This is a genomic window from Streptomyces sp. NPDC050211, assembly GCF_040656035.1.
In the GTDB taxonomy this organism is placed as follows: domain Bacteria; phylum Actinomycetota; class Actinomycetes; order Streptomycetales; family Streptomycetaceae; genus Streptomyces.
On sequence record NZ_JBFALC010000001.1, the window covers coordinates 371844 to 395985 of the forward strand.

Sequence of the window (24142 nt, forward strand, 5' to 3'; positions counted from 1 at the left end):
GGGGTCCGGCGGCACCATGCCGGGCCGGGACCCCGGTGAACCGCACAGGACCGCCACGTCGCTGGAACTTCTCTTCGACCTGTGCTTCGTCATCGCGGTGGCGCAGGCGTCCGGGAGCCTGAGCACAGCGGTGACCGGCGGTCACTACATCACCGGCTCCGTGCGCTTCGCGCTGGTGTTCTTCACCATCTGGTGGGCGTGGATGAACTTCACCTGGTTCGCTTCCGCCTACGACCCGGACGACGTCCCGTACCGGCTGACGGTGCTGGTCCAGATCACGGGGTCCCTCGTTCTCGCCGCCGGCGTCCCACGGGCGTTCGAGGACGGCGACCTGCGCGTCATCACGCTGGGATACGCGGTGCTGCGTACGGCCCTGGCGGCCCTGTGGTTGCGTGCCGCGCGATCGGACCCCGGTCGGCGGCGGACGGCGCTCCGTTTCGCCGCCGGGGTGACGGGCTGCCAGATCGGCTGGCTCGGGATGCTCCTCCTTCCGGCCACGGAGCAGCTGCCGGCCATCATCGTGTTGATCGTTGCCGAGGTTTCCGTCCCGATGTGGGCGCAGTCCGCCGGGATGACCCCGTGGCATCCGCACCACATAGCAGAGCGGTACGAACTGTTCACCCTCATCGTGCTCGGTGAGTCCGTCGCCGCCGCCGTGGCGGCGATCCACAGCGCCCTCGACCGGCACCACAACGCCGGTGCGCTGTACATGCTGGCCGCGGGCGGCCTGCTCATGGTCTTCGCCATGTGGTGGCTGTACTTCGCCAGGCCGGCGCACACACTGCTCGCCACCACGCACCAGGCCCATCGCCAGAGGTTCACCTGGGCGTACGGCCACTATCTGATCTTCGCCTCGGCAGCCGCCGAAGGAGCCGGCCTGGCGGCTTACGCCCAGGTGATCACGCGGCGCACCGATGTCCCGTCGCCGGCAGCCGGAGCCGCGGTCACGATGCCGGTGGCGATCTTCCTGATCACCGTGTGGGCCATCCATGTCCGGCCGCACCAGCGGAGCGATGTCGAACAGCATGCGTTTCCCGCTGTCGCGGTCGCTGTCCTGGCGGCCGCTCTCTCCCCGGCACCGGCCCTGGTCGCCGGCCTGCCGGCGGCGGCCCTGGTCGTGGTGGTCACGGTGGTCGACCGGGCCGATCGAACACGGCATGGAGATCGAATGCGGCATTGAGGTGGAACCACAGCTGCGCGGACGAAACGAGTTCGTCCGCGCAGCTGGTTCCCCCTGGTCAGCTCGTCGCCCGCACCGCGTCGCGGATCAGGTCGGCGACCTCCTTCGGCTGGGAGACGACGACCGCGTGCGACGCCCCCGCGATCTCGACGACGGTCGCCCCGGCGCGCTTGGCGCCGAACCGCTCGACCTCGGGGTTGATCGCCTCGTCCGCGCCGGCGACCAGAGCCCAGGACGGCTTGGTCTGCCACGCGGCCGCGGCAGCGGTCTCCTCGAACGCCCCGGCGGCCAGCGGCCGTTGGGCCACGGCCAGGACCTTGGTGACGTCGGCGGACACGTCGGCGGCGAAGACCGACGGGAAGGCGTCGGCGGCGATGGTGACCTCGACTACGGGGTCACCGCCCTCGACGGGGTACGTCCACTGCTTGAGGTTGCTCACCAGCGGGGAGGCGGGGAAGCGGCCCTGCAGCTCGCCGAGGCTCTCGCCCTCTTCGAGGACGTAGGCGGCGACGTAGACGAGCCCGACGACGTTCTCGGTGGTGCCGGCCACAGTGATGAGCGCGCCGCCGTAGGAGTGTCCGACCAGGATGACGGGGCCGTCGATCTGGGAGGCCACGGAGGCGACGTAGGCGGCGTCGGCGGCGAGGCCGCGCAGCGGGTTGGGCGGGGCGATCACCGGGATGCCGTGACGCTGCAGCTCGGCGATGACCCCGGACCAGCTGGCCGCGTCGGCGAACGCGCCGTGGACGAGGACGACGGTGGGGGTGGTGGAGGTGGTCATGGACGTGTCTCTCCTTGCTTCAGGCGGTATGCAGGGCTGTGCGCAAGGTGCCGGCCGCCAGCGTGATGGCGGCCTCGGCCGCGTGGGTTCCCCGCAAGGCGTTGAGCATCACGAAGTCGTGGATGATGCCCTGGAAGCGGACCGCAGTGACCGGGACGCCCGCCTCGCGGAGCTTGTTGGCGTACGCCTCGCCCTCGTCCCGCAGCACGTCGGCCTCGCCCGTGATGACGAGGGCCGGCGGCAGGCCGGTGAGCTGCTCGGTGGTCGCGCGCAGTGGGGAGGCGATGATCTGCGCCCGCTCGGCCTCGTCGGTCGTGTACTGGTCCCAGAACCACTGCATGCCGTCGCGGCGCAGGAAGTAGCCGGTGGCGAACTGGTGGTACGAGCCGGTGTCGAAGCTCGCGTCGGTGACCGGGTAGAACAGCACCTGCTGCACCAGCGGGATGCCGCCGCGCTCCTTGGCCATCAGCGTCAGCGCGGCGGTCATGTTGCCGCCGACCGAGTCACCGGCGACCGCGATGCGGGCGGCGTCCAACCCCTTCGTCGCGCCCTGCTGGACGACCCACTGCGCGACCGCGAAGTTCTGCTCGATGGCGACCGGGTAGCGGGCCTCGGGCGACAGGTCGTACTCGGGGAAGACCACGGCGGCGCCCGCACCGACGGCGAGTTCCCGCACCAGACGGTCGTGGGTGTGGGCGTTGCCGAACACCCAGCCCGCGCCGTGGATGTAGATGATCACCGGGAGGGCGCCCTGGGCACCGGCCGGCTTGACGATCCGCGCGCGGACGCTGCCCGTCGGCCCGCCCGAGACGGTGATCCACTCCTCGTCGACCGCGGGCTTGTCGATCTCGCCGGACTGCACCTCGTCGACGGCCTTGCGCCCCTCCGCCGGGGGCAGGTCGAACAGGTACGGCGGATTGGCGGTCGCCTCGGCAAAGGCGGCTGCCGCGGCTTCCAAAACCGGCTGAACCGGCTCGACGGCATCGGACATGTAAGTCTCCTGGAATGTTCATGGGGACGCCGGTCCTTCCGGCAATACGGGATCAGGATGCCGCGAAGGGCGGTCCGGAGCCGCTGTTCGCCACGTTAGAACCGCCGAGCTTGCGGCAATTGCCGACCAGCGCACCGCCGATGTCCTCACAGTGCACGGCTGCCTTCTGGCCTCCGTCATGACATTCAGAGCAGGGGCGAGTCGGTGCGCGGTGAGGCAAAGTCCTGTGCACTGGCGGGACATGGGGGGTGCGTCTGTCATGGCTATCGTGATGGCGAAGCAACCGCGGCCCCGCACAGACAGGGCCTGCCCTCGTTCCAAGGGCACGACGAGTGTCGGTGGAATTCACTCGGTTCGATTCGAACAAACGGGCATTCGGGCACGACGGAATCGCCGAAGTCCGTCGCTACCAGCCATGACTTGAATCGAAGTCGTATTCCCGGAGGGGGTTTCAAGAGATGTCAACCATGCCCGTCGGCGGACTGGTTCCGCATGCCATCGACGATGCCGCGGACCTCATCGTCCGCAACGCGAAGATCCACACCGGCGACCCGGTTCGCCCCCATGCGGAGGCACTCGCCATCCACGACGGCGTCATCACAGTCGTCGGTGACGACAAGGACGTGGCTCCCCGCATCGGCGCGGGCACGAAGGTGGTCGACGCGCTCGGGCGACGGGTGATTCCCGGCCTCAATGACGCCCACCTGCACGTGATTCGCGGGGGCCTCAACTACGTACTGGAGCTGCGCTGGGACGGCGTGCGCAGCCTGCGTCAGGGCCTGGCGATGCTGCGTGAGCAGGCCGCTCGTACCCCCAAGGGCCAGTGGGTGCGGGTGGTGGGTGGGTGGTCGGCCGAGCAGTTCACCGAACGCCGGCTGCCGACAGTCGCCGAACTGAACGCCGTCGCCCCGGACACCCCGGTGTTCGTCCTGCATCTGTACCAGTCGGCCGTGCTGAACCGGGCGGCACTCAAGGCCGCGGGCTTCACCCGGGACACGCCCGACCCCAAGGGCGGCCAGATCGTCCGGGGCCGGGACGGGGAACCGACCGGCATGCTGCTGGCCGCTCCCAGCGCCCTCATCCTCTACTCGACCCTGGCCAAGGCGCCGGTACTGGAGGGTGAGGACAAGAAGACGTCCACCCGGCATTTCCTACGAGAGCTGAACAGATTCGGACTGACCTCGGCGATCGACGCCGCCGGCGGTTTCCAGAACTTCCCCGACAACTACGCCACCGTCGTCGAACTGGCCAAGGCCGGACAGCTGTCGTTGCGCATCGCCTACCATCTTTTCCCGCAGAATCCCGGCCAGGAGATCGACGATCTCGCCCGCTGGATCGAAATGGCCCGCCCCGAGGACGGGGACGAATGGCTGCGGCTGAACGGCGCGGGTGAGAATCTCACCTGGGCGGCCGCCGACTTCGAGAACTTCACCCAGCCGCGTCCGGAACTCACCCCTGACTACGAGGCGGAGTTCGAGAAGGCGGTGCGCCTGCTCATGGAGAACGGCTGGGGATTCCGGCTGCACGCCACTTACGACGAAACCATTCGCCGTGACCTCACGGTGTTCGAGAAGCTCGCCGCGGAAGGGCTCTTCCCTGCCGGGAACCGGTGGCTGTTCGACCATGCGGAGACCGTCACGGCGGACAGCCTCGACCGCATCGCCGCTCTCGGCGGCGCGATGTCCGTGCAGAACCGCCTGTCCTTCCAGGGAGAGGCGTTCGTACGGCGCTACGGCCCCGGTGCCGCCGCCGACGCCCCGCCGATCCGGGCCATGCTGGACCGCGGCCTGACCGTGGGCGCCGGCACCGACGCCACCCGGGTCTCCACCTACAACCCCTGGGTCGCCCTGCACTGGCTCGTCAGCGGCCGCAACGTCGGCGATCTGACGCTGCACCCGCCGCAGAACCGCGTCGACCGGCAGACGGCACTGGCGATGTTCACGCGCGCCGGCGCCGCCCTGACCGGCGAGGACGAGGTGAAGGGCGTGCTGCGGCCGGGATGTTACGCCGACCTGGCGGTCCTGTCCGAGGACTACTTCGCCGTGGCCGAGCCGGACATCGCGCACATCGAGTCACTGCTGACGGTGACCGGCGGCCGGATCGTCTACGCCGCCGCCGAGTACGACGGGCTCGACGAGGAACTTCCCCCCGTCAGCCCGGCCTGGAGCCCAGTGGCGCACTTCGGCGGCTACCAGGCGTCCCGCCGGACAGCCCTTCCCGGCGCCCACCAAGCGGAGTTGCTCGGCCAGGCCGTCGCCGAGTCGGAGCAGCATCGCCAGTGGCGCATCGCGCGTGGCCTGGTCCCGGACGCCGCGAGCACTCCCTTCGATCCCTGCTTCGACCTCTGAACTCCCGGAAGGGGCCGGGCTCTTGAGCCGTCCCTTCCGGGACCCCCACCAGCTCCGTCCCAACGGACGGTTCTTCCCACGGCACGGGCAGCAGTCCGCGCCCGCGCCATCGCTTACCGAGAAAGGCTCAACTCATGGTCAACATCGCCGAGGTCACCGCAGCCCCCAGCCCCGACCTGCTCACCCCGGACAACTGCGCGGTGCTGTTCGTGGACCACCAGCCGCAGATGTTCTTCGGCACCGGCAGCGGCGACCGCACCGCCATCATCAACTCCACCGTGGGCCTGGCCAAGTCCGCCAAGGCGTTCGACGTGCCGGTCGTGCTGAGCACCGTGGCCGCCGAGTCGTTCTCCGGCCCGATCATGCCGCAGCTGGCGGCGGTCTTCCCCGACAACAAGATCATTGACCGCAGCACGATGAACGCCTGGGAGGACGTGAACTTCGTCGAGGCGGTCAAGGCGACCGGCCGCAAGAAGCTCGTCATCGCCGGTCTGTGGACCGAGGTCTGCGTCGTCCTGCCCGCGCTCTCCGCCATCGCCCAGGGCTACGAGGTCTACGTGGTCACCGACGCGTCCGGTGGTGTCAGCCCGCAGGCCCACGAGCACGCGATCCAGCGCATGGTGCAGGGCGGCGCAATCCCGGTCACCTGGGTGCAGGTGCTCCTGGAACTCCAGCGCGACTGGGCGCGCACCGAGACGTACGCCGCCGTGGGCGACGTGGTCAAGGAGCACGGCGGCGCCTACGGCCTCGGCATGGTCTACGCGCAGGCCGTCATCGGCGCCCACTCCGCCGGCTGATCCCGGCGCCGGGACAGGAACGTCAGGAACAGGCAGGAACACGATGGACGCTGGACTGTTGATCCTCCGGCTGGTGGTGGGGTTGCTCATCGCCGGGCACGGTGTGCAGAAGGTGAGCTTCCGGCTCGGAGGCCATGGCTTGGCGGGCGGGACCGAGGAGTTCCGCCGGGACGGATTCCGCGGCGGCCGGCTGACCGCGCTCGCCGCGGGAGCCAGTCAGATCGGTTCCGGCCTGTTCTTGGCAGCCGGCCTGCTCACGCCCCTGGCCGCGATGGCCGCCATGGGCGTGATGACGGTCGCGGGCACCGTCAAGTGGCACAAGGGACTGTGGGTCCAGAACGACGGCTACGAATACCCCCTCGTCCTCGTCGTCGTCTCCGCCGCACTGGCCCTGACCGGGCCAGGACGGTGGTCCGTGGACCGCGCCCTGGGCGTCACCCCCTGGCCGGTCTGGGTCGCTGTCGCCGCGATCGTGATCGGACCGTCGAGCGCTCTGCTCACCCGCGTGGTGCTGCACCAGCCGGCTACCGCAACGGAAGGGACACGGTATGCGCAGGCTGCTGAGTGACGCGATCCGTACCCTGGTACCGCGCGCAGAGGAACGTCACGGCCCGCTGCCTCCCCTGATGCTGACGCTGACGGTGGTCACCGGGCTGGTCGACGCCGTGAGCTATCTGGCACTCGGGCATGTCTTCGTCGCCAACATGACCGGCAACGTGGTCTTCCTCGGGTTCGCTTTGGCGGGCGCCGAGAGCCTGTCCGCGCTGGCGTCCGTCGTCTCGATGGTCGCCTTCCTTCTCGGAGCGCTCGCCGGGGGCCGGCTCGGCACCCGGTTCGCCACGCACCGGGGGCGCCTGTTGAGTTCGGCCACGGCTGTGCAGACCGTCCTGGTCGCGGTCACCGTGGTGGTCGCCGCCGTATCGGCCGGGCCGGTCACCACCGGCGTCCGGTACACCCTGATCGTGTTCCTGGGGCTCGCCATGGGCCTGCAGAACGCGGTCGCCCGGCGCCTCGGCGTCCCGGACCTCACCACGACCGTTCTGACCCTGACCCTGACGGGCCTGGCAGCGGATTCCACCCCGGCCGGCGGCGAGGCGCCCCGCCCCGGCCGCCGGGTCCTCTCCGTGCTCGCCATGTTCCTCGGCGCTCTCGTCGGAGCCCAGCTCGTCCTGCACGGCCATCTCGCCCTCACCCTGGGCCTGGCGCTGGTGCTGCTCGCGGTCATCTCCGTGACCACCCATCGCCTCTCGGTGGCCGACGCGACCTGGGTCCGGCCGCGGCCCTGAACGACGCACCGGCCCACCGGTGGCTGCACCCACGGACAAGAACCGGTGCGCCGAGGGACAACAGCCACCGGTGGGCCGGTTCTAGCTTGACCACGTCATCAGCCGCCCGACACGCGCGACACCTGCCGGAAGTCAACGCGCCCCCACTCACCCCTCATGGACCAGCATGAGCACTGCACCACCCTTCACACCAACCCGGTCCCCGAAGCCGGAATCGGCATGGGCGCCGCTCGCGGCGCGTGTCTTCCGGGCGCTGTGGATCGCCCAGTTGGTCTCCAACGTCGGCAGCTGGATGCAGATGGTGGGTGCTCAGTGGCTCCTGATCGGGCAGGACGCGGCACTGGTGACGCTCGTCCAGACGGCGTCCAGCCTGCCCGTCGTACTCCTGGCGCTGCCCTCGGGCGTGGTCGCCGACCGGTACGACCGTCGCGGGGTGCTCCTGGTCGCGCAGTTGGCCATGCTCGCGGTCTCCAGTGCGCTGACCGCGCTGGCGTTCGCGAACACGCTCACTCCCGTACTGCTGCTCGTCCTCACCTTCCTCCTGGGATGCGGCACCGCCTTGATGGGCCCGGCCTGGCAGGCGATCCAGCCGGAGCTGGTGGAACGCCGCCAGCTGGGACAGGCTGCCGCGCTCGGCGGCGTGAACATGAATCTGGCCCGCGCCCTCGGGCCTGCCGTGGGCGGAGTGGTCGTAGCGACTGCGGGCGCGGGGTGGGTCTTCGCCTTCAACGCCGCTTCCTACCTCGGTATCGCCGCCGTCCTGCTGCTCTGGCGACGCCCCCTGACCGTCACCCCGGCCCCCGGCGGTGAGAAACTGCTGACCGCCCTCGACGCAGGCCGCCGCTACGTGTGGTACTCACCGGACATCCGGCGGGTGCTCCTGCGCATGGTTCTGTTCATCCCCGGTGGGGCCGCCCTCTGGGCGCTGCTGCCGCTCGTCGCGAGCCGCTCCCTGCACCTTGACTCGGGCGGCTACGGGCTGCTGCTGGGCGCGGTCGGCGTCGGAGCAGTGGCGGGCGCCTTCGTGCTGCCCCACAGCAACCGGGTGCTCGGCGCCAACGGCACTCTGGGCAGCGGTGCCCTGGCCTTCGCGAGTGTCCTGGCGGTACTGGCCACCGTGCGCATCCCGTGGCTGGTGACGGTGGCACTGCTGTTCGCGGGTCTGGCGTGGATCGGGGTCCTGTCCACCCTCAACGCGGCCATGCAGACGCGGCTCCCGGGCTGGGTCAGGGCCCGTGGCCTCGCCGTCTATCTCCTTGTCTTCCAAGGCGGCCAGGCGCTGGTGGCGCCACTGTGGGGTGCCCTCGCCGACCGGCTGGGGCTCGCCGCTCCCCTCCTGGCCGGCAGTGCGTTGCTGCTGGTCAGTGCCCTCAGCCTGCGTCGCTGGCCGCTGCACGGGGCCGAGGGCGTCGACCCCTCCCCGTCCGAGCACTGGCCGGTCCCGCCCCTGGTGTTCGAGCCCGGGCCGGCCGACGGCCCGGTACTGGTCACCGTCTCCTACCGCGTAGCCCCGGGGAAGGCGTCCGCCTTCAGCGACCGCATGCATCACGTGGCCCGTTCCCGGCGGCGAACCGGGGCCCTCACCTGGGGGCTGTACCAGGACGGCCAGGAACCCGGGCACTTCATCGAGAACTACCTGGTCGCCTCCTGGTCCGAGCATCTCGCCCAGCACAGCGACCGGCTCACCCTCACCGACCGCCGCCACGAGGAGCGGGCACGCCGCCTCCTCGTTCCCGGCACCCGGCCAGAGGTCACTCATGCCTTCGACACGTCCGCGGGACCCGTTGTCCCGGCAAGCAAAGGAGGCGCTGCCCAGTGAGCAACGTCGAAACAGAGACTGGCGAGCTGCACAGCGCAACACCTGCCGACGGCGAACGGGGCACGGGAGTCCCGCACATCGACGTACTCGTCCCACGCGACGTCCCTCTCGGCGGCCCACGGGCGATGAAGGTACGGCGCACACTGCCGCAGCGCGCTCGCCCCCTGATCGGAGCTTGGTGCTTCGCCGATCACTACGGCCCCGACGACGTCGCCGTCACGGGTGGCATGGACGTCGCGCCGCATCCGCACACCGGACTGCAGACAGTGAGTTGGCTGTTCAGCGGCGAGATCGAGCACCGGGACAGTCTCGGCAGCCACGCGCTGGTACGGCCGGGCGAGCTCAACCTCATGACGGGCGGGTACGGCATAAGTCACTCGGAGGTCTCGACCGCGCGGACCACGGTCCTGCACGGCGTGCAGTTGTGGGTGGCGCTGCCCGAACAGCACAGGAACGCGGAACGCGACTTCCAGCATTACGTGCCCCACCCCGTACGGACCGCAGGGGCCGAGGTCCGGGTGTTCCTGGGCTCCTTCGCCGGGGACGTATCCCCCGTACAGACGTTCACGCCCCTGCTCGGCGCCGAAATCCTCCTGGATCCCAGGGCGACCGTCACACTCGCCGTCGAACCCGGCTTCGAGCATGGTCTTCTCGTCGACCGCGGACCTGTCCGCATGACCGACACCCTTCTGCGTCCTGCGGAGTTGGGATACGCCGACACCGGAAACCACACACTGACGTTGACGAACGAGTCGGACGACACAGCCCGGACCGTCCTGCTCGGTGGAACGCCCTTCGACGAACAGATCGTCATGTGGTGGAACTTCATCGGCCGCAGCCACGCAGAGATCGTCCAGGCTCGGGAGGACTGGCAAAACGCCTCCGAACGCTTCGGCGCGGTCGACGGATACGACGGCGACCGCCTTCCCGCGCCCGCCCTGCCGAACGCCGCCATCGCACCGCGCGGAATTCCACCGCGCCGCAGGCCCGCACCGACCCAAAGGATCCCGATGACCCAGCCTTCCGCCGCTCCGACCGTCGAGCGAGTGGACGACAAGCACCGCTACGAAATCCTCGTCGACGGAAGGCGCGCCGGCCTGACCGCGTACCGCGACCATGGTGAGCAGCGGGTCTTCTACCACACGGAAGTCGGAGACACCTTCGCCGGCCAGGGGCTGGCCGCGCGGCTGGTCCACGAGGCACTCTCCGACGTGCGCAGGTCAGGCAAGCGCATCGTGCCCGTCTGCCCCTATGTGGCCAAGTACCTGACCCGGCATGAGGAGTTCAACGACATCACCGACCCGGTGACCCCGGATGTCCTGCGGTGGCTCAACACGGAGCTGGGCTGACGGCCGAGTCGAGCCACTCACATTCCTGTTGGAGGTCAATGTGTCAGTCGTTCTCTCGACCACACCACTTTCTCTGTCCCAGCGGGCGGAGTGTTGGCACGAGGTGGTGTCGAACACGTTCATACCCCTCGGGGTAACGCTTCTCGAGCGTGAGCCTTCGGCGGGGACGATATCGAGCGATCAGCTCGGATCCCTGCAGATGTCCGTGGTCCGGGCTGGCCCCCAGGTGGTCACACGAACCCCACGCCTGATCGCCAAGGACGGCGAGGAGTGGATCACTTTCGCACTTCAGCACCGCGGGACCGCCGCACTCGAACAGGACGGCAGACAGGTCCTCATACGGCCGGGCGAGTTCGCCATGTCCGACTCGGGCCGGCCGTTCCGCAAAGCACTGGCGGAGGGGTTCAGCTTCACGGCGTTTCACCTGCCCCGCGGGGAGCTACAAGTGCCTGAGCAGGACCTTCGGATGCTGACCGCCACCATCTTCTCGAGCAACGGAGGCAGCAGCAGTTTGGCGACCACGTACCTGACGCGCCTGGCTCAGGGTGTGGGGGCCTTCGATGTGTCTCTCCGGCGCAGGCTCGGCATCATCGCAACGGACCTCCTGACCCTGCTTCTCCAGGAACGGTCCGGAAAGCTGAACCCGCAGGCGCCGGAATCGGCTCACGCCATGCTGGCGCTCATCAAGGATTACATCGTTCGGAATTTGTCCGATCCCGGACTGTCACCGGAGGCGGTCGCAGCCGCGCACCACGTCTCGGTCCGCTACCTTCACAAGCTCTTCGAGCACGAAGAGACCACGGTGTGCCGCTGGATCCTGCATCAACGGCTGGAAAGAAGCAGGCGGGATCTGTCGCAGGCCACGGCTATGAGCTCCACGGTGGCGGCGGTCGCTCGACGTTCGGGCTTCGTGAGCCCGAGCCACTTCAGCCGCGTGTTCCGCGCCACGTACGGACTGTCGCCTCGCGAATGGCAGACAGCCGAGGAGGTGCGTCAAGACGGCCGGGCGCAGAAGAGCGGGCAGCTCGTGCCGTCGTCGACGATCTCGGGCCGACGGGGCGGAGCGGCCGAGGCCGCGTAAGGGCTCAGCAGCCGCCCATCCGTGTCCGTGACGGCCACGGCGGCAGCGGTCGTACGTCACCGACTGCTCGCGTGATGCCGTGGCCGAGGTGGATGAGGGTGGCCGACAGGCGGTCGGCGATGGCCGACTCGGGTTTCGTCGCCCATGTCGAAGACACAGTCCCAGCGGGCGAAGGAGTGTGAACTCGCGGCGGCGAAGATCCGGCCGGGGCGAGCCCCTACCGGCAACCGACGAGAGGAGTGCTGCGGAAGTCCCAATTCGCCAGGTACGCCGTAGTCGGGCGTATCCTTCGCCTCAGGCATCCGCCGCCCCCGTCATCTGCTCGCCTCAGTCGCTGAGAGGTGCTGCCGGGTGGCCACGGGCAGGAGGGGACAGTGTTGCCGACAGCGGACAGGGACCTCGTCGGACGTCGGCGGGAAACGGCCTTGCTGCGCCACGCCTTGGACCAAGCGTCGGCAGGCGCCGGCTCGGCCGTGGTGCTGCGCGGCGAGGCGGGCATCGGCAAGACCGCCCTGTTGGACTGGACGGCCGTTCAAGCACGCGGGCACGGGTTCACCGTGCTGCGCGCGGTGGGTTCGGAGGCCGAGGCCGATCTGGCCTTCGGGGCGCTGCACCAGGTTCTGCGGCCCCTCATGGAAGGCTCCGGGGCCTTGCCCACACGTCAGAGACAGGCCCTGGAGTCGGCTCTGGGCCTGCAGGAGACGGCGACGCCCGGTGGCGGGTTCCTCGTCGGCGCCGCGACACTGACGCTGCTCGCCGAGACGATGCAGGAGCATCCCCTGCTGATCCTCCTGGACGACCTGCAGTGGGTGGACTCCTCGAGCAACGCGGTGTTCGCCTTTCTGCACCGCAGGATGAGCGGACTGCCCGTGGCGATCGTGAGCGCCGGGCGACCCGACGGTGCGGCGGCGGACGGCTGGCCCACGCACCCGGTCGATGTCGGCGCCCTGGCGCCCGAGGACGCCGCACAAGTGCTGCACGGGCGGCACCCCGCGCTCGGTGACTCCGCCGCTGAGCGTCTCCTTGAAGAGGCGGCGGGCAATCCCCTGGCCCTTCTCGAACTGCCTCTGCAACTGAGCCCCGACCAGCTGCGGGGTATCTTGCCCCTGCCGGAGCAGTTCCCGCTCGGACACCGTCTGGAGCGTCTGTTCGCCGACCGCCTCGCGTCCCTGCCGGCCGAGGCCGGCCGCGTCCTGCTGCTGGTCGCACTCGGCGGTGGAACGGCCGCCTGGGACGTCGGCAACTGGCTCCGCGACGAGGACGGCGACCGCGTGGAGGACGTGCTCCACCACATCGAGTCGAGCGGGCTCGCCCAGCCGGACTCGGTGGGCCGTCTGGCCTTCCGGCATCCGCTGGTGCGCAGCGCCGTGGTCGCGGGCGCCTCGGGGCAGCGACAGCGCGACGCCCACCGGGAACTCGCCGAAGCGCTCCCGGCACAAGCCCCACGCCGGCTGATGCACGAGGCCGCCGCCACGCTCCTCCCGGACGAGGGCCTCGCGGGCCGGCTGGAAGAAGCGGGCCGGCGCCTGTCTCTGAGAGGCGGTGACGCGGAGGCGGCGTCGCTCCTCGACCGCGCCGCGGCCCTCAGCCCCGACCCGCTCTCCCGTGCGCGGCGACTGACGTGGGCCGCCGTCATGGGGGCCCGTGGCGGACGTCTGCCCTACACGGCGAAACTCCTCGACGAGCTCAAACGCGGCCCGGTGCCGTCCGACGTGGCACACCTGTTCGCCTACGCCACGGTCTACGTCGATCAGAGCCACCGGATCGACTTCGAGTCGTCCTTCACCCTGCTGCCCCAGATTCTGGACACCCTGACGGAACCCGGTACCGACTCCTTCGAAGGGCTGGCCGAGCAGGCGTATTTCAAGCTGCTGCTCGCCTCGGCGTACACGGACGACCCCCGGGGCTGGGCCGCGTTGGCCAAGCACCGCGAACGCGTGTCGCCGCTTGCCCGGCTCTGCCTGCGCGCCTGGTCCGATCCGGCGCGGACGGCACACGGAGTGGGTGCGGAACTGCAAACGCTCGCCCAGGACTTGAGCGGTGAGCGGGAGGCCGGCGCCGCCTGGCTCCTGCTCTGGACGGCGTCCTCGGTGGACATGGCGGACGCGGCGATGCGGCGGCGGTTCACGGAACAGCACACCTACGCCACGCAGGGCACGATCGCGAAGGCCAAGGGCCACCAGGACTACGTGGAGGGCCACTGGGAGCAGGCCGACAGCTGCCGTCGGGAAGCCGGGGCCGCCGAAGCACTCGGCTATCACTGCAACGCGCTGATGTTCCGGCATCACTACGCCCACTTCCTGGCCGGTCGGGGTGACGAGGCGGGCCTGCTGGAGATCGAGCGGTTGATCGAGCCGGTCGCACGGCGGGCCCGGATGAAGCTCGTCACGGACCGCCTCGCGCATCTGCGCGGCCTGGTCGCCCTCGGCCACAGCCGCCATGAGGAGGCATACACGCGCCTCGCCGCCCTCACTCCGCCCGGCGTGCTGCCGTCCGGCCTCCCTTGGTTTCACCTGCCCTTCTTCGACTTCGTGGACGCAGCCATGCGGACCGGGCGGTACACGGAGGCGAGGGCACACATAGCCGCGGCGCGGGCGGCCCGGATGGAGGACATCTCTCCGCACCACGCGTTCCTCCTGGCCGCCGCCTCCGCGCTCGCGGAGCCGGACGACGACGCGGAGGAGCTGTATCGGGTCGCGCTCGCCGTTCCGGATGCCGAGCGATGGGTCTTCGAGTCGGCGCGGCTGCGGCTCGCCCACGGGGGATGGCTGCGCCGACACCGGCGTGCCGCCGCTCGCCATGTCCTCGGCGAGGCGCATCGCGCGTTCCGCGCGCTGCACGCCGCGCCCTGGGCGGAGCAGGCCGAGCATGAGCTGCGCGCTGCCGGACACGCGGTGGCGGCGTCAACCGGAGGGCGGGACCTGCTGACGGCTCAAGAGTTTCGCATCGCCCATCTCGCCGCGGACGGTCTGACGAACAAAGACATCGGGCGGCTGTTGCACCTGTCGCCCCGTACCGTCGCCGACCATCTGTACAAGGCGTTCCCCAAGCTGGGGATCACCTCCCGGGCCGCGCTCGCCCGGGCGCTGAAGGACCTGTGAGGGCCGGGCCGCGGCCCGGCACCTCGGTGATCCCGGTCAGCGCGTGCTTGTTGCGGGCCTGCTTCCCTCTCCGGCGGGAGCAGCACTTCGCAGAAGGGTGCGGGAGCGATGGCGACGGACACCGCCCAGAGCCCGCGGCCGACGATCTTCTGGGTGACGAGCCGGCGCCCTCGGCCTGAAACGGCTGCGCGGCCGGGGCGATGCCGCCTCGCAGCGTGGCGACCATGTTCCGCGAGGGGGTCCGTCACCTCGACGCGCCGGCTGTCAGCGGCGTTGGACCGCTGCGGCCGGGCGGCGGCTTCCGGTAACGGGCCGGGCGTGACGGCGACGGCGGCGCTCGATATCGCAATCCTCCGTCGGCTCATCGGCCGGCGCGGGGCCATGACTCCCACTCCTCGGTCGCGTCGGCTGTCGGCGGCACCCAACGACGAGCCGGTTCGGGCGGCTTGCCGCAAGGCGCAGTCCGTTGTGCTGTCGCCGCACGGATGTGCCGGGGCCGTCAGACCTACCAGGTGTGCAGAGCCGCGTGCAATGTGTCCAACGCCTGGGTACGCGCCGCCTTCGACGCGTCGCTGCCGCGCAGGGCGTCGAACAGGACGAATCCGTGAACCGTTCCGTGGTAGCGCATCGAGGCAACGGGCACGCCGACCTGACGCAACCTGGCCGCGAAGCTCTCTCCCTCGTCGCGAAGCACATCGGCCTCCGCGGTGATGATCAAGGCGGACGGCAGCCCGGCGAGTTCGTCGTCCGTCGCGCGCAGGGGTGATGCCGTGCTCCTGAGCCGGTCCGCAGGACGAGGAACGTACTGCTGCCAGAAATGACGCATGGCCTGTCTCCCGAGGAAGTAGCCGTCCCCGAAGTCCTGATACGACCGGGTGTCCATGCCCGCGTCTGTGACGGGACAGACGAGCACCTGGTGGACGAGGCCGACTCCGCCGCGCTCCCTGGCGAGGAGGGTGAGGGCCGCGGCGAGGTTGGCGCCCGCCGAGATGCCGAGGACCGCAAGCCGTTCACCGTCCAGCCGGCAGTCAGGCCCGTGCTCCGCGATCCACCGCGCCGTCGCGTAGATCTGCTCCACGGCCACCGGGTACCGGGCTTCGGGCGAACGAGCGTACTCCGGTACGACGACTGCCGCGTCGACTCCGAGAGCCAGGTCAGTGAGCAGTCGACCGTGCGCGGAAGCGTCCGTCAGCATCCACCCCAGGCCGTGGAGGAACAGAACAACCGGCAGCGGCTCCTCCGCGCCCACCGGCCGGAGGATGCGCACGGTGGTCCTTGTGCGGCCGGGGGCTGGCAGGGACAGCCACTCCTCGCTGACATGCTCGGACCGCCGGTTCTCCCTGTCCAGCAAATGCGCGATACCGGCCCGCGCCGGCCCGGGATCACTGCCCGAGGGCACCGACGGGCAGACGTAGTGGCGGACGAACTCCCTCGCCGTTCGCTCCAACACGACGGGCGGCTGCTGCGGAAGGCGTGGTGGGGACACGCGAACGACACTAGGGACGATCACGGCGCCGCGCGTGCCTCGGTGTGCACTGCGTCATGACCGTCCGCGCACTGGCACCGGGAGTACGGCCGCGCCCCCGCCGCCATCAACCAACCCGTCAAATGACCTGACTGCCAGGTCTCGGCCCTGTCGAGACTGGTCGAAAGAGGCGACGACGAGTCGAGGAGTGGATGTGCAACCCGTGGTGAATACGGCGGTCCTGCCCGACTCGGAACGCGCCGCGACCTGGGAACGGGCCGTGCGGGACTGGCTGGCTCCGCTGCGCGTGTCGACGCCGCAGCGGTCGCGGCCCTTCGAGGGAACGCTGCGATTCAGCGACCTCGGATACGTCCGGGTGCTGTCGATGCGGGCCGATCCCCTGCGGCTGAGCCGCACCACGCGTCTGGTCACGGCTGCCCCGGACGATCACCTGGTGTTACTCGCTCAGGTGTCGGGCACCGCGGCGCTCAACCAAGATGGGCGCAGCACCACGATCCGTCCGGGTGAACTGGCTCTGTGCGACTTGCGCTGGCCGTTCTTTCTCGAGCAGCACGACCCGTTCTGCCTGCACCTGATCCGCATTCCCGGGCATGCCCTCGGTGTCTCGGGTACCCGCGCGCGGCAGATGACGGGACGCGCCGTCCCGACCACGGGGGGCGTCGCGGCGCTCCTGGAGCCCTTCGTGGCGACGCTGGTGGCGGAGGCGGAGCAGGTGCACACCTCCGTCGGGGACCGGCTGGCCGGGAACCTCGCAAACCTGCTGGCCGCGCTGATCGACGAGCAGAGCCCGGGGACAGACGCCCCTCCCCCCACCCCTCGAGAACACCTCCGCGCGCTGATCCGCCAGTACATCGACGAAAACCTCAGGAACCCCGACCTCTCCCCCGCGCTGATCGCCGACGTCCACCGCATTTCCGTCCGCTACCTGCACCTCCTTTTCGAGAGTGAGGAGACGACCGTCCGCAAGTTGATCCAGCGACGGCGGCTCGAGGCATGCGCACGCGAACTGGAGCGCCGGGGAAGGGCGACTCCGACGATCTCGGTCGTGGCCGGAAGCTGGGGGTTTCAGAACGCCGCCCACTTCAGCCGGTCGTTCAAAGCGGTGTACGGATGCTCCCCCAGCGACTGGCGCAACGCCGGACCTCATGTGGCGAGGCCCACGCCGGTGGCCCCATGACCTCCCGCTCTCGGCAACACCTTGGGCACGTACCCCAACGGATCGTCCTACGGCGTTTCGTGTCCGCCCAGGGCCCGGGCCACACCCGCCCGGCTGGTGATGCCCAGCTTGGGATAGACCCGGTAAAGGTGGCCGGCGACTGTTCTCGGTGAGAGGTGCAGACGGGTGCCGATGTCCCGGTTCGTGAGCCCCTGCGCGACCAGCTCGGCGATGCGCAGTTCCTGTACGGTCAGGCTCTCCACCACGCCGGACGCCCCTGCGGGCGTCGGTTCGGCGCACACCCTGAGCTCCTGTTCCGCGCGGTCGGCCCACGGGTCCGCCTTGAGGTCGACGAAGATCCGGTGGGCCGCGGCAAGTTGCTCCCGGGCCTCGGCGCGTCGCCTCTGCCGGCGCAGCCAGGCTCCGTGGTGAAGGCGTACCCGGGCCAGTTCGAAGGGCCACTGCGAAGCCCCGGGCGCCGTGTACACAGCCGTGGCGGCCAGGTCGACGTCCTCGCTCACTATCGCCTCTGCGGCGAGCAGGACGAATCCGTGGTGGGGGGAGATCCGGTCCAGGTGACAGGCGTGGCCCGCCTCCACGTGCCGACGCGCTTCCTCGTTCCGGCCGGTGTGCACGGCTGACTCGACGAGGTCGAGGAACACCATGTTGAGCCTGGTGACATCGGCCGGGAAGACGCCGGGGGGCGTGAGCGAGGAGGCGTGGGCGTAGGCGGTCTCGTAGTCGCCGAGGGTCAGTGCGCACTGGGCCTGCATCGCGCGCAGTCGCTGCACGATGAAGGTGAGTCCACGTGCGGCGGCCCAGGGGTGCAGGGAGGCGACGAGGTCGTCCACCGCTTGCTGCTGTCCCCGGGCCGCGGCAACGTAGCCTTCCGTGTAGCGAAGGACAGCCTCGTTGAGACGGAACCCGCGCACCCGTGCCGCCACGGCTCCCCCGCGAGCCCGTTCTACGCAGCGGTCCCAGCGGCCGTGCAGGTAGTCACCGTATGCGGCAACGTTGCTGAGGAAAGCCTGTGTGGCGTAGGAGTGGCGGCGAGCCAGCCGCCGGAACAGCGGGGCGTCGCCGTCGATGCCGTCAAGACCGGCGGCGGCCCACAGGAGCAGCCAGACCTCACCGGCCTCGCCGTCCTCCGAAAAGGTGCGCAGCGCGGCTTCGAAACGCTCTTGCGCGCCGTGGGCACAGCGCGCCGGGTCGTTCCAGACGTCGTGGCCCAGCCGTGCGAAGTCGCTCGTGCCGCTCAGGCGGGTGGAGATCGCCTCCCACACCAGTGGATCGGCGGTGTACCCGGCGGCGACGTAGAGCATGAATAGGCTCGACAGCCGCATGGTTCTCGTGGCCTGCGCGTCGGGGAGGCGGTCGAGCACGACGGGCAGCAGTTCGATGGCGGGACCCATGTCACCGTCTGCGTGCCGGACCATGGCACGCGCGAAGTCGAGCAGGTAGCGGCTGTCCTGCGGCACGCCGTGAGCGACGGCTTGGTCGAGCAATTGGGAAGCCAGATGGAGCTGGCCGTCGGCCGCCGACGCACAGGCGGCGGCCAAGAGGCGGCGCCCGCGCCCTGCGGCGTCACCGCTCAGGCCGGCGGCGCGCGCGAAGAGATGAGCGGCGTCGGTGCCGCCGCCGCGCGACTGCGTCCGCGCTGCTGCCTCGTCCAGCGCCGTCGCCAGCGTCTCGTCTGCCGCGACGGTGGCGGCGGCCCGGTGGGTGAGCCGGCGCAGTTCTCCCTGCGGCAGTACGTCTGCCAGAGCCGCGTGCGCCCGTCGCAGCTCGGTGCCCGTCGCGGCCTCCACAAGCGACGCCCTCACCAGCGGGTGGCGGAATGTGACCTGCGGTGTTCCCCCGTCGATGAGGATGAGCCCGCTGTCTTCGGCCACCGCCAGGTCAGCGTCCACCGTGCCGATGTCGGCGGCTCGGGCGGCTGCGGCGATGAGCTGGAGCGACTGTCCCTCCCGGCCGGCCAGGGCGCACAGCAGCAGGACGAACCGCGCGGAGTCCGGCAGGGCCGCGAACCGTTGCTTGAACATCCGGCCCAGGCGTTCACCCAGCGGCAGATGATCCGGCAAAGGCATCTGTCCGGTGCGCTGGGGTTCGCCGAGCTGGGCGGGCAGCTCGGCGAGGGCGAGGGGATTGCCCGCGGACTCCTGAAGGATGCGGCGGCGCGCGGCGTACGACAGCCGGGGGTGGAGCTCGCGCAACAGCGCATGCGCCCCCTCGTCGCCGAGCGGCTGGAGCTCCAGGATCCGGGCTCCTGTGGAATCCGTCGCGGCGACCGCTTCCTTGTGCACCGTCACGAGCATGACGACCGGGAGCGCGGCAAGTCTGCGCTGCACGAAATACAGGGCCTCGGCACTGGAGGCGTCGATCCAGTGCAGGTCGTCGATGAGCAGCGCCACGGGCTGCCGCCGCGACACCACGCCCAGAAGGTCCAGCGCGGCGGCGGGCACCGTGCAGGAGCCGGCCGCGTCGCCCGAACCGGCCCCCAGCGCCAGTTCCAGCGCCGCGCGACCCTCGTACGACAGCTCCTGTGCCTCCTCCAGCAAGGGCCAGACCCATTGGTGCAGGGCGGCGAACGGCAGATCTTTCTCGCCCTCGGCTCCGCTGATCCTCAGCAGTCGCAGTCCACGGCCTGCGGCGTACTTGCCGGCCTGTTCGAGGAGGACCGTCTTGCCGATTCCGGCCTCACCCGACAGCCACAGGGCCTGCCCCGCATCGGTCACCGTCTCGACCGCCTCTCGCAGGAGCTCCCACTGCGCGGCTCGTCCGAGCGCCTCCGCGTCCAGCGAAGACGGCACCGTGCTTTTTTCCTCCATCGCCGCAGCGCCCCCTCCCGTACTCACCGCCCGGCAAAACGGCGGTACGGCCATCCTGACCGCTCATCGCGGTCTCCGCCCTGACTCGGGACCACTGTGCACGCTGAGGCATGTGCTGGCCCCCGCGGGGAATTCTATGTACGTGCACATAATACGCCGCAGTGAGCGGTGTCGGCGACGGGCTGGTGAGCATGCGCTCCGCTGACGATCTGGCCTCAGTGGTCGCTGTCGCACGCGAGCCTGATCAGCCGGCCGCGTCGGTACTGATGACGTGCTGGGCTTCGGCAGCCAGAGCGTTGGAAAGCGCCCTCCGGTGCGCGTTCTCACGACCGCCGCTTCGAGGACCGGCGCCGCAAGGCATCTCATCCGTGCTCAGCGTGGCGGGGCCGTGAACCCACCCGACGTCGTCGCCCGTGTCCGCGCCGGGGCCCTTCCTTGAGACCGGCCCCCAGGCCGCCGCCGAGTACCGCACCGTACGCACGATGGAAGGCCACCTCCCGGCTGCCGGCGCTCGAAGGTCTCGCCGCTCGTGCCACCGGACGCCCGTTTTGCCGACTCTCGTCGAGCAGTGACAGACCGATGGTTCCGTCACGAGCGGAAACAAGGCAGTGGAGAGGACTCGTCAAACCCGCTCGGCTGTGCGGTATTCACCGGACAGGCCATGCGCTTGCCAGTCGCCGGGCGTCACTCCATAAGCCGCGCGGAAAGCACGACTGAAATGGCTGGGACTGACGAAGCCCCAGCGTCGGGCGACGGTCGCCACCCCGATCCCCCGCGCCGGGGACCGTAGAAGATCCCGACGGCACCGCTCAAGTCTCTGCATCCGGATCCAGTCCCCGACTGTGGTTCCGTCCATCTGGAACAACTTGTGCAGGTAGCGAACCGACATGAAATGCGCAGCGGCGATCGTGGACGGTGACAGGTCAGGGTCGGAAAGGTTTCGCAGGATGTGGTCCCTCACTCGCACGAGTATGGCCGCAGCAGCTTCCGGAGCCTGAGAGTCGAAGCGGTCGCGCCGCTCGTTGATGAGCAGCGCCAGTAGGTCCAGCCCGGTGCAGATGACTTGACGGCCGATGAAGTCGTCGAATTTCGCCGCTTCGCGCGCCATGCGCGCGAAATAGGTCGTGACCAAGCCGGCACTGGCCTCTCGACTGGAGAATGTCGTCGCAGTCAGTGCCCGCAGATCCTCGTCCCGCACACGAAGATCCTTGCGAGGGAAAAGGAAGGAGGTGAAACAGAACTCGCTCTGTACTTTCTTCCTGAACAAGCGGGACGAGTCAGAAATGGAGAAATCACCCGGACCTATCAGGCACTCCCTCCCATCCTGCTCCTTGACGGCGGTACCCCTGTGCTGAAGCGTGAGGATGAGGAAACCGTTCTCGTCCCGGGCCATCAGACGCTTGCTGCGCGTGACCACTTGTGGCCCAGCCTGGACACGGGACACCTGCATGGCGCCCAATTGATGGCTGACGATTCTCCCTGGCGACGGCTTTTCCTCCAGGAGATCGACCTCGAGCGGCACGAAAGTGCGCGACACCGCTTCATGCCAGCGCTCTGCCCGGTCGGGTGCAGACAGCAGTGCGGTGGAAAGGACAACGGACACCTGGCCCCCTTGGATCAAGCGGCCGTTCGGATCCGTTACAGGACGGAACGGTGCCACAAGCCCGATATGAACGGAAGAATCGGAGACATGCTGCTCTCCGTGGTGAAGGGCGTGAGGCCACCGGTGACCTCATCCCCTTCAGCCTGGCAAACACCCGTTGCGCACGTATGAGTCATTTGACGGTCGACTTCTGGCAGCGGCACAAACCAGGGCAGCCACAGCCTGAGCCGTACACACAGTCGATCGGCCCTGCGGGAGGGGCGCAATCCCGCGACGTCCGCCGTGGTGGGCCGCAGCGGCGAGGCCACGGGCTCGCCGCGCCGGCATTCGTCGTTCGGCGCCACCGCGCTCGGGCCTGCTGCCCTGAGCGCCGTGCCGGCATCCACTGGTGCTCCTCCAGCCCGCTCCGGCATGTTGGCGCTCTGTCGGCGAGCGGGCAGGTTGCTCGCCCGCACTTTCGACGACTCCCAGGCCGCCGACGGCCAGTCGGCCTTGGCGTAAGGCGAGGAGATCCAGGGCACGGTGTGCGAGCCGGTCACCGGTCCTCGGCTTTGAATGTGCGACAGCGAGGGGCGGCACGCTCACCGAGCCCGATCCGTCACTCGCTTCCCGCCATGAGTTCGGCCACGACACGGTCCAGGTCGATGTGGAGCCCCTCCGTACCCGGTGGCACCACCCTGTCGGTGTGCGCCAAGAACGCCGCTACCGCCGAAGCCGCGATGTCGAGCGCGGCGCTCCCCGCAGCGGACCTGACGATGATGCGCACCGAGTGCCTGTGACAGCGGTGCGGGGGGATCACCAGGACGTCTCCGACACCCACCGGTCGGCTCACTCCCTCCGACAGGAGGCTGCGGGCGAACACCCAGTCGACCGTGCCGGTCGCGGTCCACCCGAGGGAGAGGCACACGGCGTAGGGGTCTGTGCTGTCGTAGCGCAGCTCGGCGGGCAGTGATGCCGACTGCAGGTCCGCGACGACGACATGCACCACGACCTCGTGAGTGACCGAAGTGCCGTCGGGGGCACCAGAAAACGGCTGAGTCATTTCTTACCCCGATCAGCGACTGTTCCTTGGGGGGCAGCGTCTATGCAAATGACCCTAAAGACGCCCATAGAAGTGACTTGCCCTAGAACGTACGACGTGTTGCCCGTGAGAGCCCCGGACCCGGACTTCCACGATCGGTGATTCCCGGGGACACGACTATGGTCTGTGGGTGTCGCGATACTCGCTGGGGGACATCCCATAGGCGGCCCGGAACACCCGGCTGAAGTGGGCGGCGCTGGTGAAACCCCACCGGTGCGCCACGGCGGCGATGGTGCGATTCGCGGCCTCCCGGTGAAGCAGATCCTGTCGGCACGCCTCCAGGCGGCGGCTCTGGATCCACCGACTGACCGTGATGCCCTCGCCCTCGAAGATCTTGTGCAGGTAGCGCACGGAGATGTGGTGGGCCCGGGCGATGACCTCCGGGGTCAGGTCGGCATCGGCCAGGTGTCGGCCGATGAACGTCCGGATCTGCAGCAGCATCGCCGCATCGCCGCTCGGCGTCCCCTCCGAGATCCGGCCCAGTTGTTCATCGGCCAGGACGTTCAGCAGATCCACGACACTGCGGGCGAGCACCTCGCGTGCGTACGGTCGATGCGAGCCCGCGGTGTCCGCCAGCCGGGACAGCAGGACGGACAGCAGTCCGCCGAGTGGAGTGTCGGAGCTAAGCGGAGATGCCGTGATCTGTCGCAGGTCCGATTCGCACAGCCCCAGAACCTGCCGCGACAGAACAATGGATTTCGTCTGGAAGCACTGGGGAAAGAGCAGCCGAACCGGCCGTGCCATGTCATAGATGAAGACTTCCCCGGGCCGCACGCCGATGTCGCGGCCATCCTGCTCAAGTCTGGCAACCCCTTGGCTCACAAGCTTCACGACCACGTACTCGTCCTCGTCGCCCTGTGCGATGAGCCGCGGCGTGCGCCGGGCTTCGAGGGGATCGCCGTCCACCTTGGTGACCTTGAGTCCGCCCAGTGATGCCGTGCGGATCGTGCCGGAGTACACCCCGTCGGGGACGGATATGTCCACCGCGCCGAAGGTCCGGGACAGAGCCTCACGCCAGTACTCCCGTCGTCGGTGGGCCGGCACCGAGTCCGTGGTGAGGAGGTTGCCGACGAAGCTGTGTTCATCGAGTCGCGGTGCGCCTGGCATCACGTTTCTTACCTTTCAGACTTCAATGACTCCGCCATCGAGCCTGGGACCGGTCCACGCCCGGGTCATCGGCACGATGACTGCGAAGTGACTGTGGCCGGGGGAGCTCTGCGTACGCCGCGCTCTCCCGCACGCCCCCGCCCCCCGG

Annotated in this window: 17 protein-coding genes and 1 pseudogene; 11 read left to right on the forward strand and 7 right to left on the reverse strand. The window is 69.5% G+C overall.

Annotation, left to right across the window (positions count from 1 at the left end; genetic code table 11):
* Window positions 1–16: 16 nt before the first annotated feature.
* The gene (locus tag AB0I98_RS01640; RefSeq protein ID WP_362933620.1) at window positions 17–1180 is read left to right on the forward strand and encodes a low temperature requirement protein A; all 1164 of its coding nucleotides are present in this window, start codon (window positions 17–19) and stop codon (window positions 1178–1180) included.
* A 58-nt stretch (window positions 1181–1238) separates the two neighbouring features.
* Here AB0I98_RS01640 and AB0I98_RS01645 read toward each other — a convergent pair whose 3' ends face one another.
* Window positions 1239–1961: an alpha/beta hydrolase gene (locus AB0I98_RS01645; RefSeq protein WP_362933623.1), complete on the reverse strand. Its 723-nt coding sequence runs from the start codon at window positions 1959–1961 to the stop codon at window positions 1239–1241.
* Between the two features lie 19 nt (window positions 1962–1980).
* Entirely contained in the window at window positions 1981–2952 is a 972-nt protein-coding gene (locus AB0I98_RS01650) for an alpha/beta hydrolase (protein WP_362933626.1), read from the reverse strand.
* A gap of 458 nt (window positions 2953–3410) precedes the next feature.
* Here AB0I98_RS01650 and AB0I98_RS01655 point away from each other — a divergent pair, with 458 nt between their 5' ends.
* The 9 genes and pseudogenes from AB0I98_RS01655 (at window position 3411) to AB0I98_RS01695 (ending at window position 14733) form a co-directional block, all read left to right on the forward strand.
* Window positions 3411–5300 (forward strand): amidohydrolase, encoded by a 1890-nt coding sequence (locus AB0I98_RS01655; protein ID WP_362933629.1) that lies wholly within the window; start codon window positions 3411–3413, stop codon window positions 5298–5300.
* 134 nt (window positions 5301–5434) lie between these two features.
* The gene (locus AB0I98_RS01660; protein ID WP_362933632.1) at window positions 5435–6097 is read left to right on the forward strand and encodes a hydrolase; all 663 of its coding nucleotides are present in this window, start codon (window positions 5435–5437) and stop codon (window positions 6095–6097) included.
* Window positions 6098–6140: 43 nt separating this feature from the next.
* Window positions 6141–6665 (forward strand): DoxX family protein, encoded by a 525-nt coding sequence (locus tag AB0I98_RS01665; protein ID WP_362933635.1) that lies wholly within the window; start codon window positions 6141–6143, stop codon window positions 6663–6665.
* Window positions 6646–7383: a YoaK family protein gene (locus AB0I98_RS01670; RefSeq protein ID WP_362933638.1), complete on the forward strand. Its 738-nt coding sequence runs from the start codon at window positions 6646–6648 to the stop codon at window positions 7381–7383. The genes AB0I98_RS01665 and AB0I98_RS01670 overlap by 20 nt, the downstream gene beginning before the upstream one ends.
* A 166-nt stretch (window positions 7384–7549) precedes the next feature.
* Window positions 7550–9202, forward strand: a complete 1653-nt coding sequence (locus AB0I98_RS01675; RefSeq protein WP_362933641.1) for an MFS transporter — start codon at window positions 7550–7552, stop codon at window positions 9200–9202.
* A 26-nt stretch (window positions 9203–9228) separates the two neighbouring features.
* Window positions 9229–10170: pseudogene (locus tag AB0I98_RS01680) on the forward strand (pirin family protein); the annotation flags it as partial.
* A 42-nt stretch (window positions 10171–10212) separates the two neighbouring features.
* Window positions 10213–10551 carry a GNAT family N-acetyltransferase gene (locus tag AB0I98_RS01685; RefSeq protein WP_362933782.1) on the forward strand — a complete coding sequence of 113 codons (339 nt, stop codon included), beginning with the start codon at window positions 10213–10215 and terminating at the stop codon, window positions 10549–10551.
* Between the two features lie 106 nt (window positions 10552–10657).
* Entirely contained in the window at window positions 10658–11632 is a 975-nt protein-coding gene (locus AB0I98_RS01690) for a helix-turn-helix domain-containing protein (protein WP_362933644.1), read from the forward strand.
* A gap of 377 nt (window positions 11633–12009) precedes the next feature.
* Entirely contained in the window at window positions 12010–14733 is a 2724-nt protein-coding gene (locus AB0I98_RS01695; RefSeq protein ID WP_362933647.1) for a BREX system ATP-binding domain-containing protein, read from the forward strand.
* Window positions 14734–15238: 505 nt separating this feature from the next.
* Here AB0I98_RS01695 and AB0I98_RS01700 read toward each other — a convergent pair.
* Window positions 15239–16219: an alpha/beta hydrolase gene (locus AB0I98_RS01700; RefSeq protein ID WP_362933650.1), complete on the reverse strand. Its 981-nt coding sequence runs from the start codon at window positions 16217–16219 to the stop codon at window positions 15239–15241.
* A gap of 193 nt (window positions 16220–16412) precedes the next feature.
* Between AB0I98_RS01700 and AB0I98_RS01705 the strand changes: the two genes are divergently transcribed.
* Window positions 16413–17396 (forward strand): helix-turn-helix domain-containing protein, encoded by a 984-nt coding sequence (locus tag AB0I98_RS01705; protein ID WP_362933653.1) that lies wholly within the window; start codon window positions 16413–16415, stop codon window positions 17394–17396.
* 47 nt (window positions 17397–17443) lie between these two features.
* On the opposite strand, the gene AB0I98_RS01710 is transcribed toward AB0I98_RS01705, so the two are convergent.
* The 4 genes from AB0I98_RS01710 to AB0I98_RS01725 form a co-directional block, all read right to left on the reverse strand.
* Window positions 17444–20185, reverse strand: a complete 2742-nt coding sequence (locus AB0I98_RS01710; RefSeq protein WP_362933656.1) for an AAA family ATPase — start codon at window positions 20183–20185, stop codon at window positions 17444–17446.
* A gap of 640 nt (window positions 20186–20825) precedes the next feature.
* On the reverse strand, window positions 20826–21806 hold the full coding sequence (locus AB0I98_RS01715; protein WP_362933659.1) for a helix-turn-helix domain-containing protein: 981 nt from the start codon (window positions 21804–21806) through the stop codon (window positions 20826–20828).
* Window positions 21807–22404: 598 nt separating this feature from the next.
* Complete coding sequence (locus AB0I98_RS01720; RefSeq protein WP_362933662.1) at window positions 22405–22848, reverse strand: SsgA family sporulation/cell division regulator; 444 nt, start codon at window positions 22846–22848, stop codon at window positions 22405–22407.
* Between the two features lie 156 nt (window positions 22849–23004).
* Window positions 23005–23994 carry a helix-turn-helix domain-containing protein gene (locus AB0I98_RS01725; protein ID WP_362933665.1) on the reverse strand — a complete coding sequence of 330 codons (990 nt, stop codon included), beginning with the start codon at window positions 23992–23994 and terminating at the stop codon, window positions 23005–23007.
* Between the last annotated feature and the right edge of the window lie 148 nt (window positions 23995–24142).

What these genes read in the sequence shown, in the direction of transcription:
- AB0I98_RS01640 (WP_362933620.1), top strand. Translation starts at nt 17, where the DNA reads ATGCCGGGCCGGGACCCCGGTGAACCGCACAGGACCGCCACGTCGCTG.
- AB0I98_RS01645 (WP_362933623.1), bottom strand. Translation starts at nt 1,961, where the DNA reads ATGACCACCTCCACCACCCCCACCGTCGTCCTCGTCCACGGCGCGTTC.
- AB0I98_RS01650 (WP_362933626.1), bottom strand. Translation starts at nt 2,952, where the DNA reads ATGTCCGATGCCGTCGAGCCGGTTCAGCCGGTTTTGGAAGCCGCGGCA.
- AB0I98_RS01655 (WP_362933629.1), top strand. Translation starts at nt 3,411, where the DNA reads ATGTCAACCATGCCCGTCGGCGGACTGGTTCCGCATGCCATCGACGAT.
- AB0I98_RS01660 (WP_362933632.1), top strand. Translation starts at nt 5,435, where the DNA reads ATGGTCAACATCGCCGAGGTCACCGCAGCCCCCAGCCCCGACCTGCTC.
- AB0I98_RS01665 (WP_362933635.1), top strand. Translation starts at nt 6,141, where the DNA reads ATGGACGCTGGACTGTTGATCCTCCGGCTGGTGGTGGGGTTGCTCATC.
- AB0I98_RS01670 (WP_362933638.1), top strand. Translation starts at nt 6,646, where the DNA reads ATGCGCAGGCTGCTGAGTGACGCGATCCGTACCCTGGTACCGCGCGCA.
- AB0I98_RS01675 (WP_362933641.1), top strand. Translation starts at nt 7,550, where the DNA reads ATGAGCACTGCACCACCCTTCACACCAACCCGGTCCCCGAAGCCGGAA.
- AB0I98_RS01685 (WP_362933782.1), top strand. Translation starts at nt 10,213, where the DNA reads ATGACCCAGCCTTCCGCCGCTCCGACCGTCGAGCGAGTGGACGACAAG.
- AB0I98_RS01720 (WP_362933662.1), bottom strand. Translation starts at nt 22,848, where the DNA reads ATGACTCAGCCGTTTTCTGGTGCCCCCGACGGCACTTCGGTCACTCAC.
- AB0I98_RS01725 (WP_362933665.1), bottom strand. Translation starts at nt 23,994, where the DNA reads ATGCCAGGCGCACCGCGACTCGATGAACACAGCTTCGTCGGCAACCTC.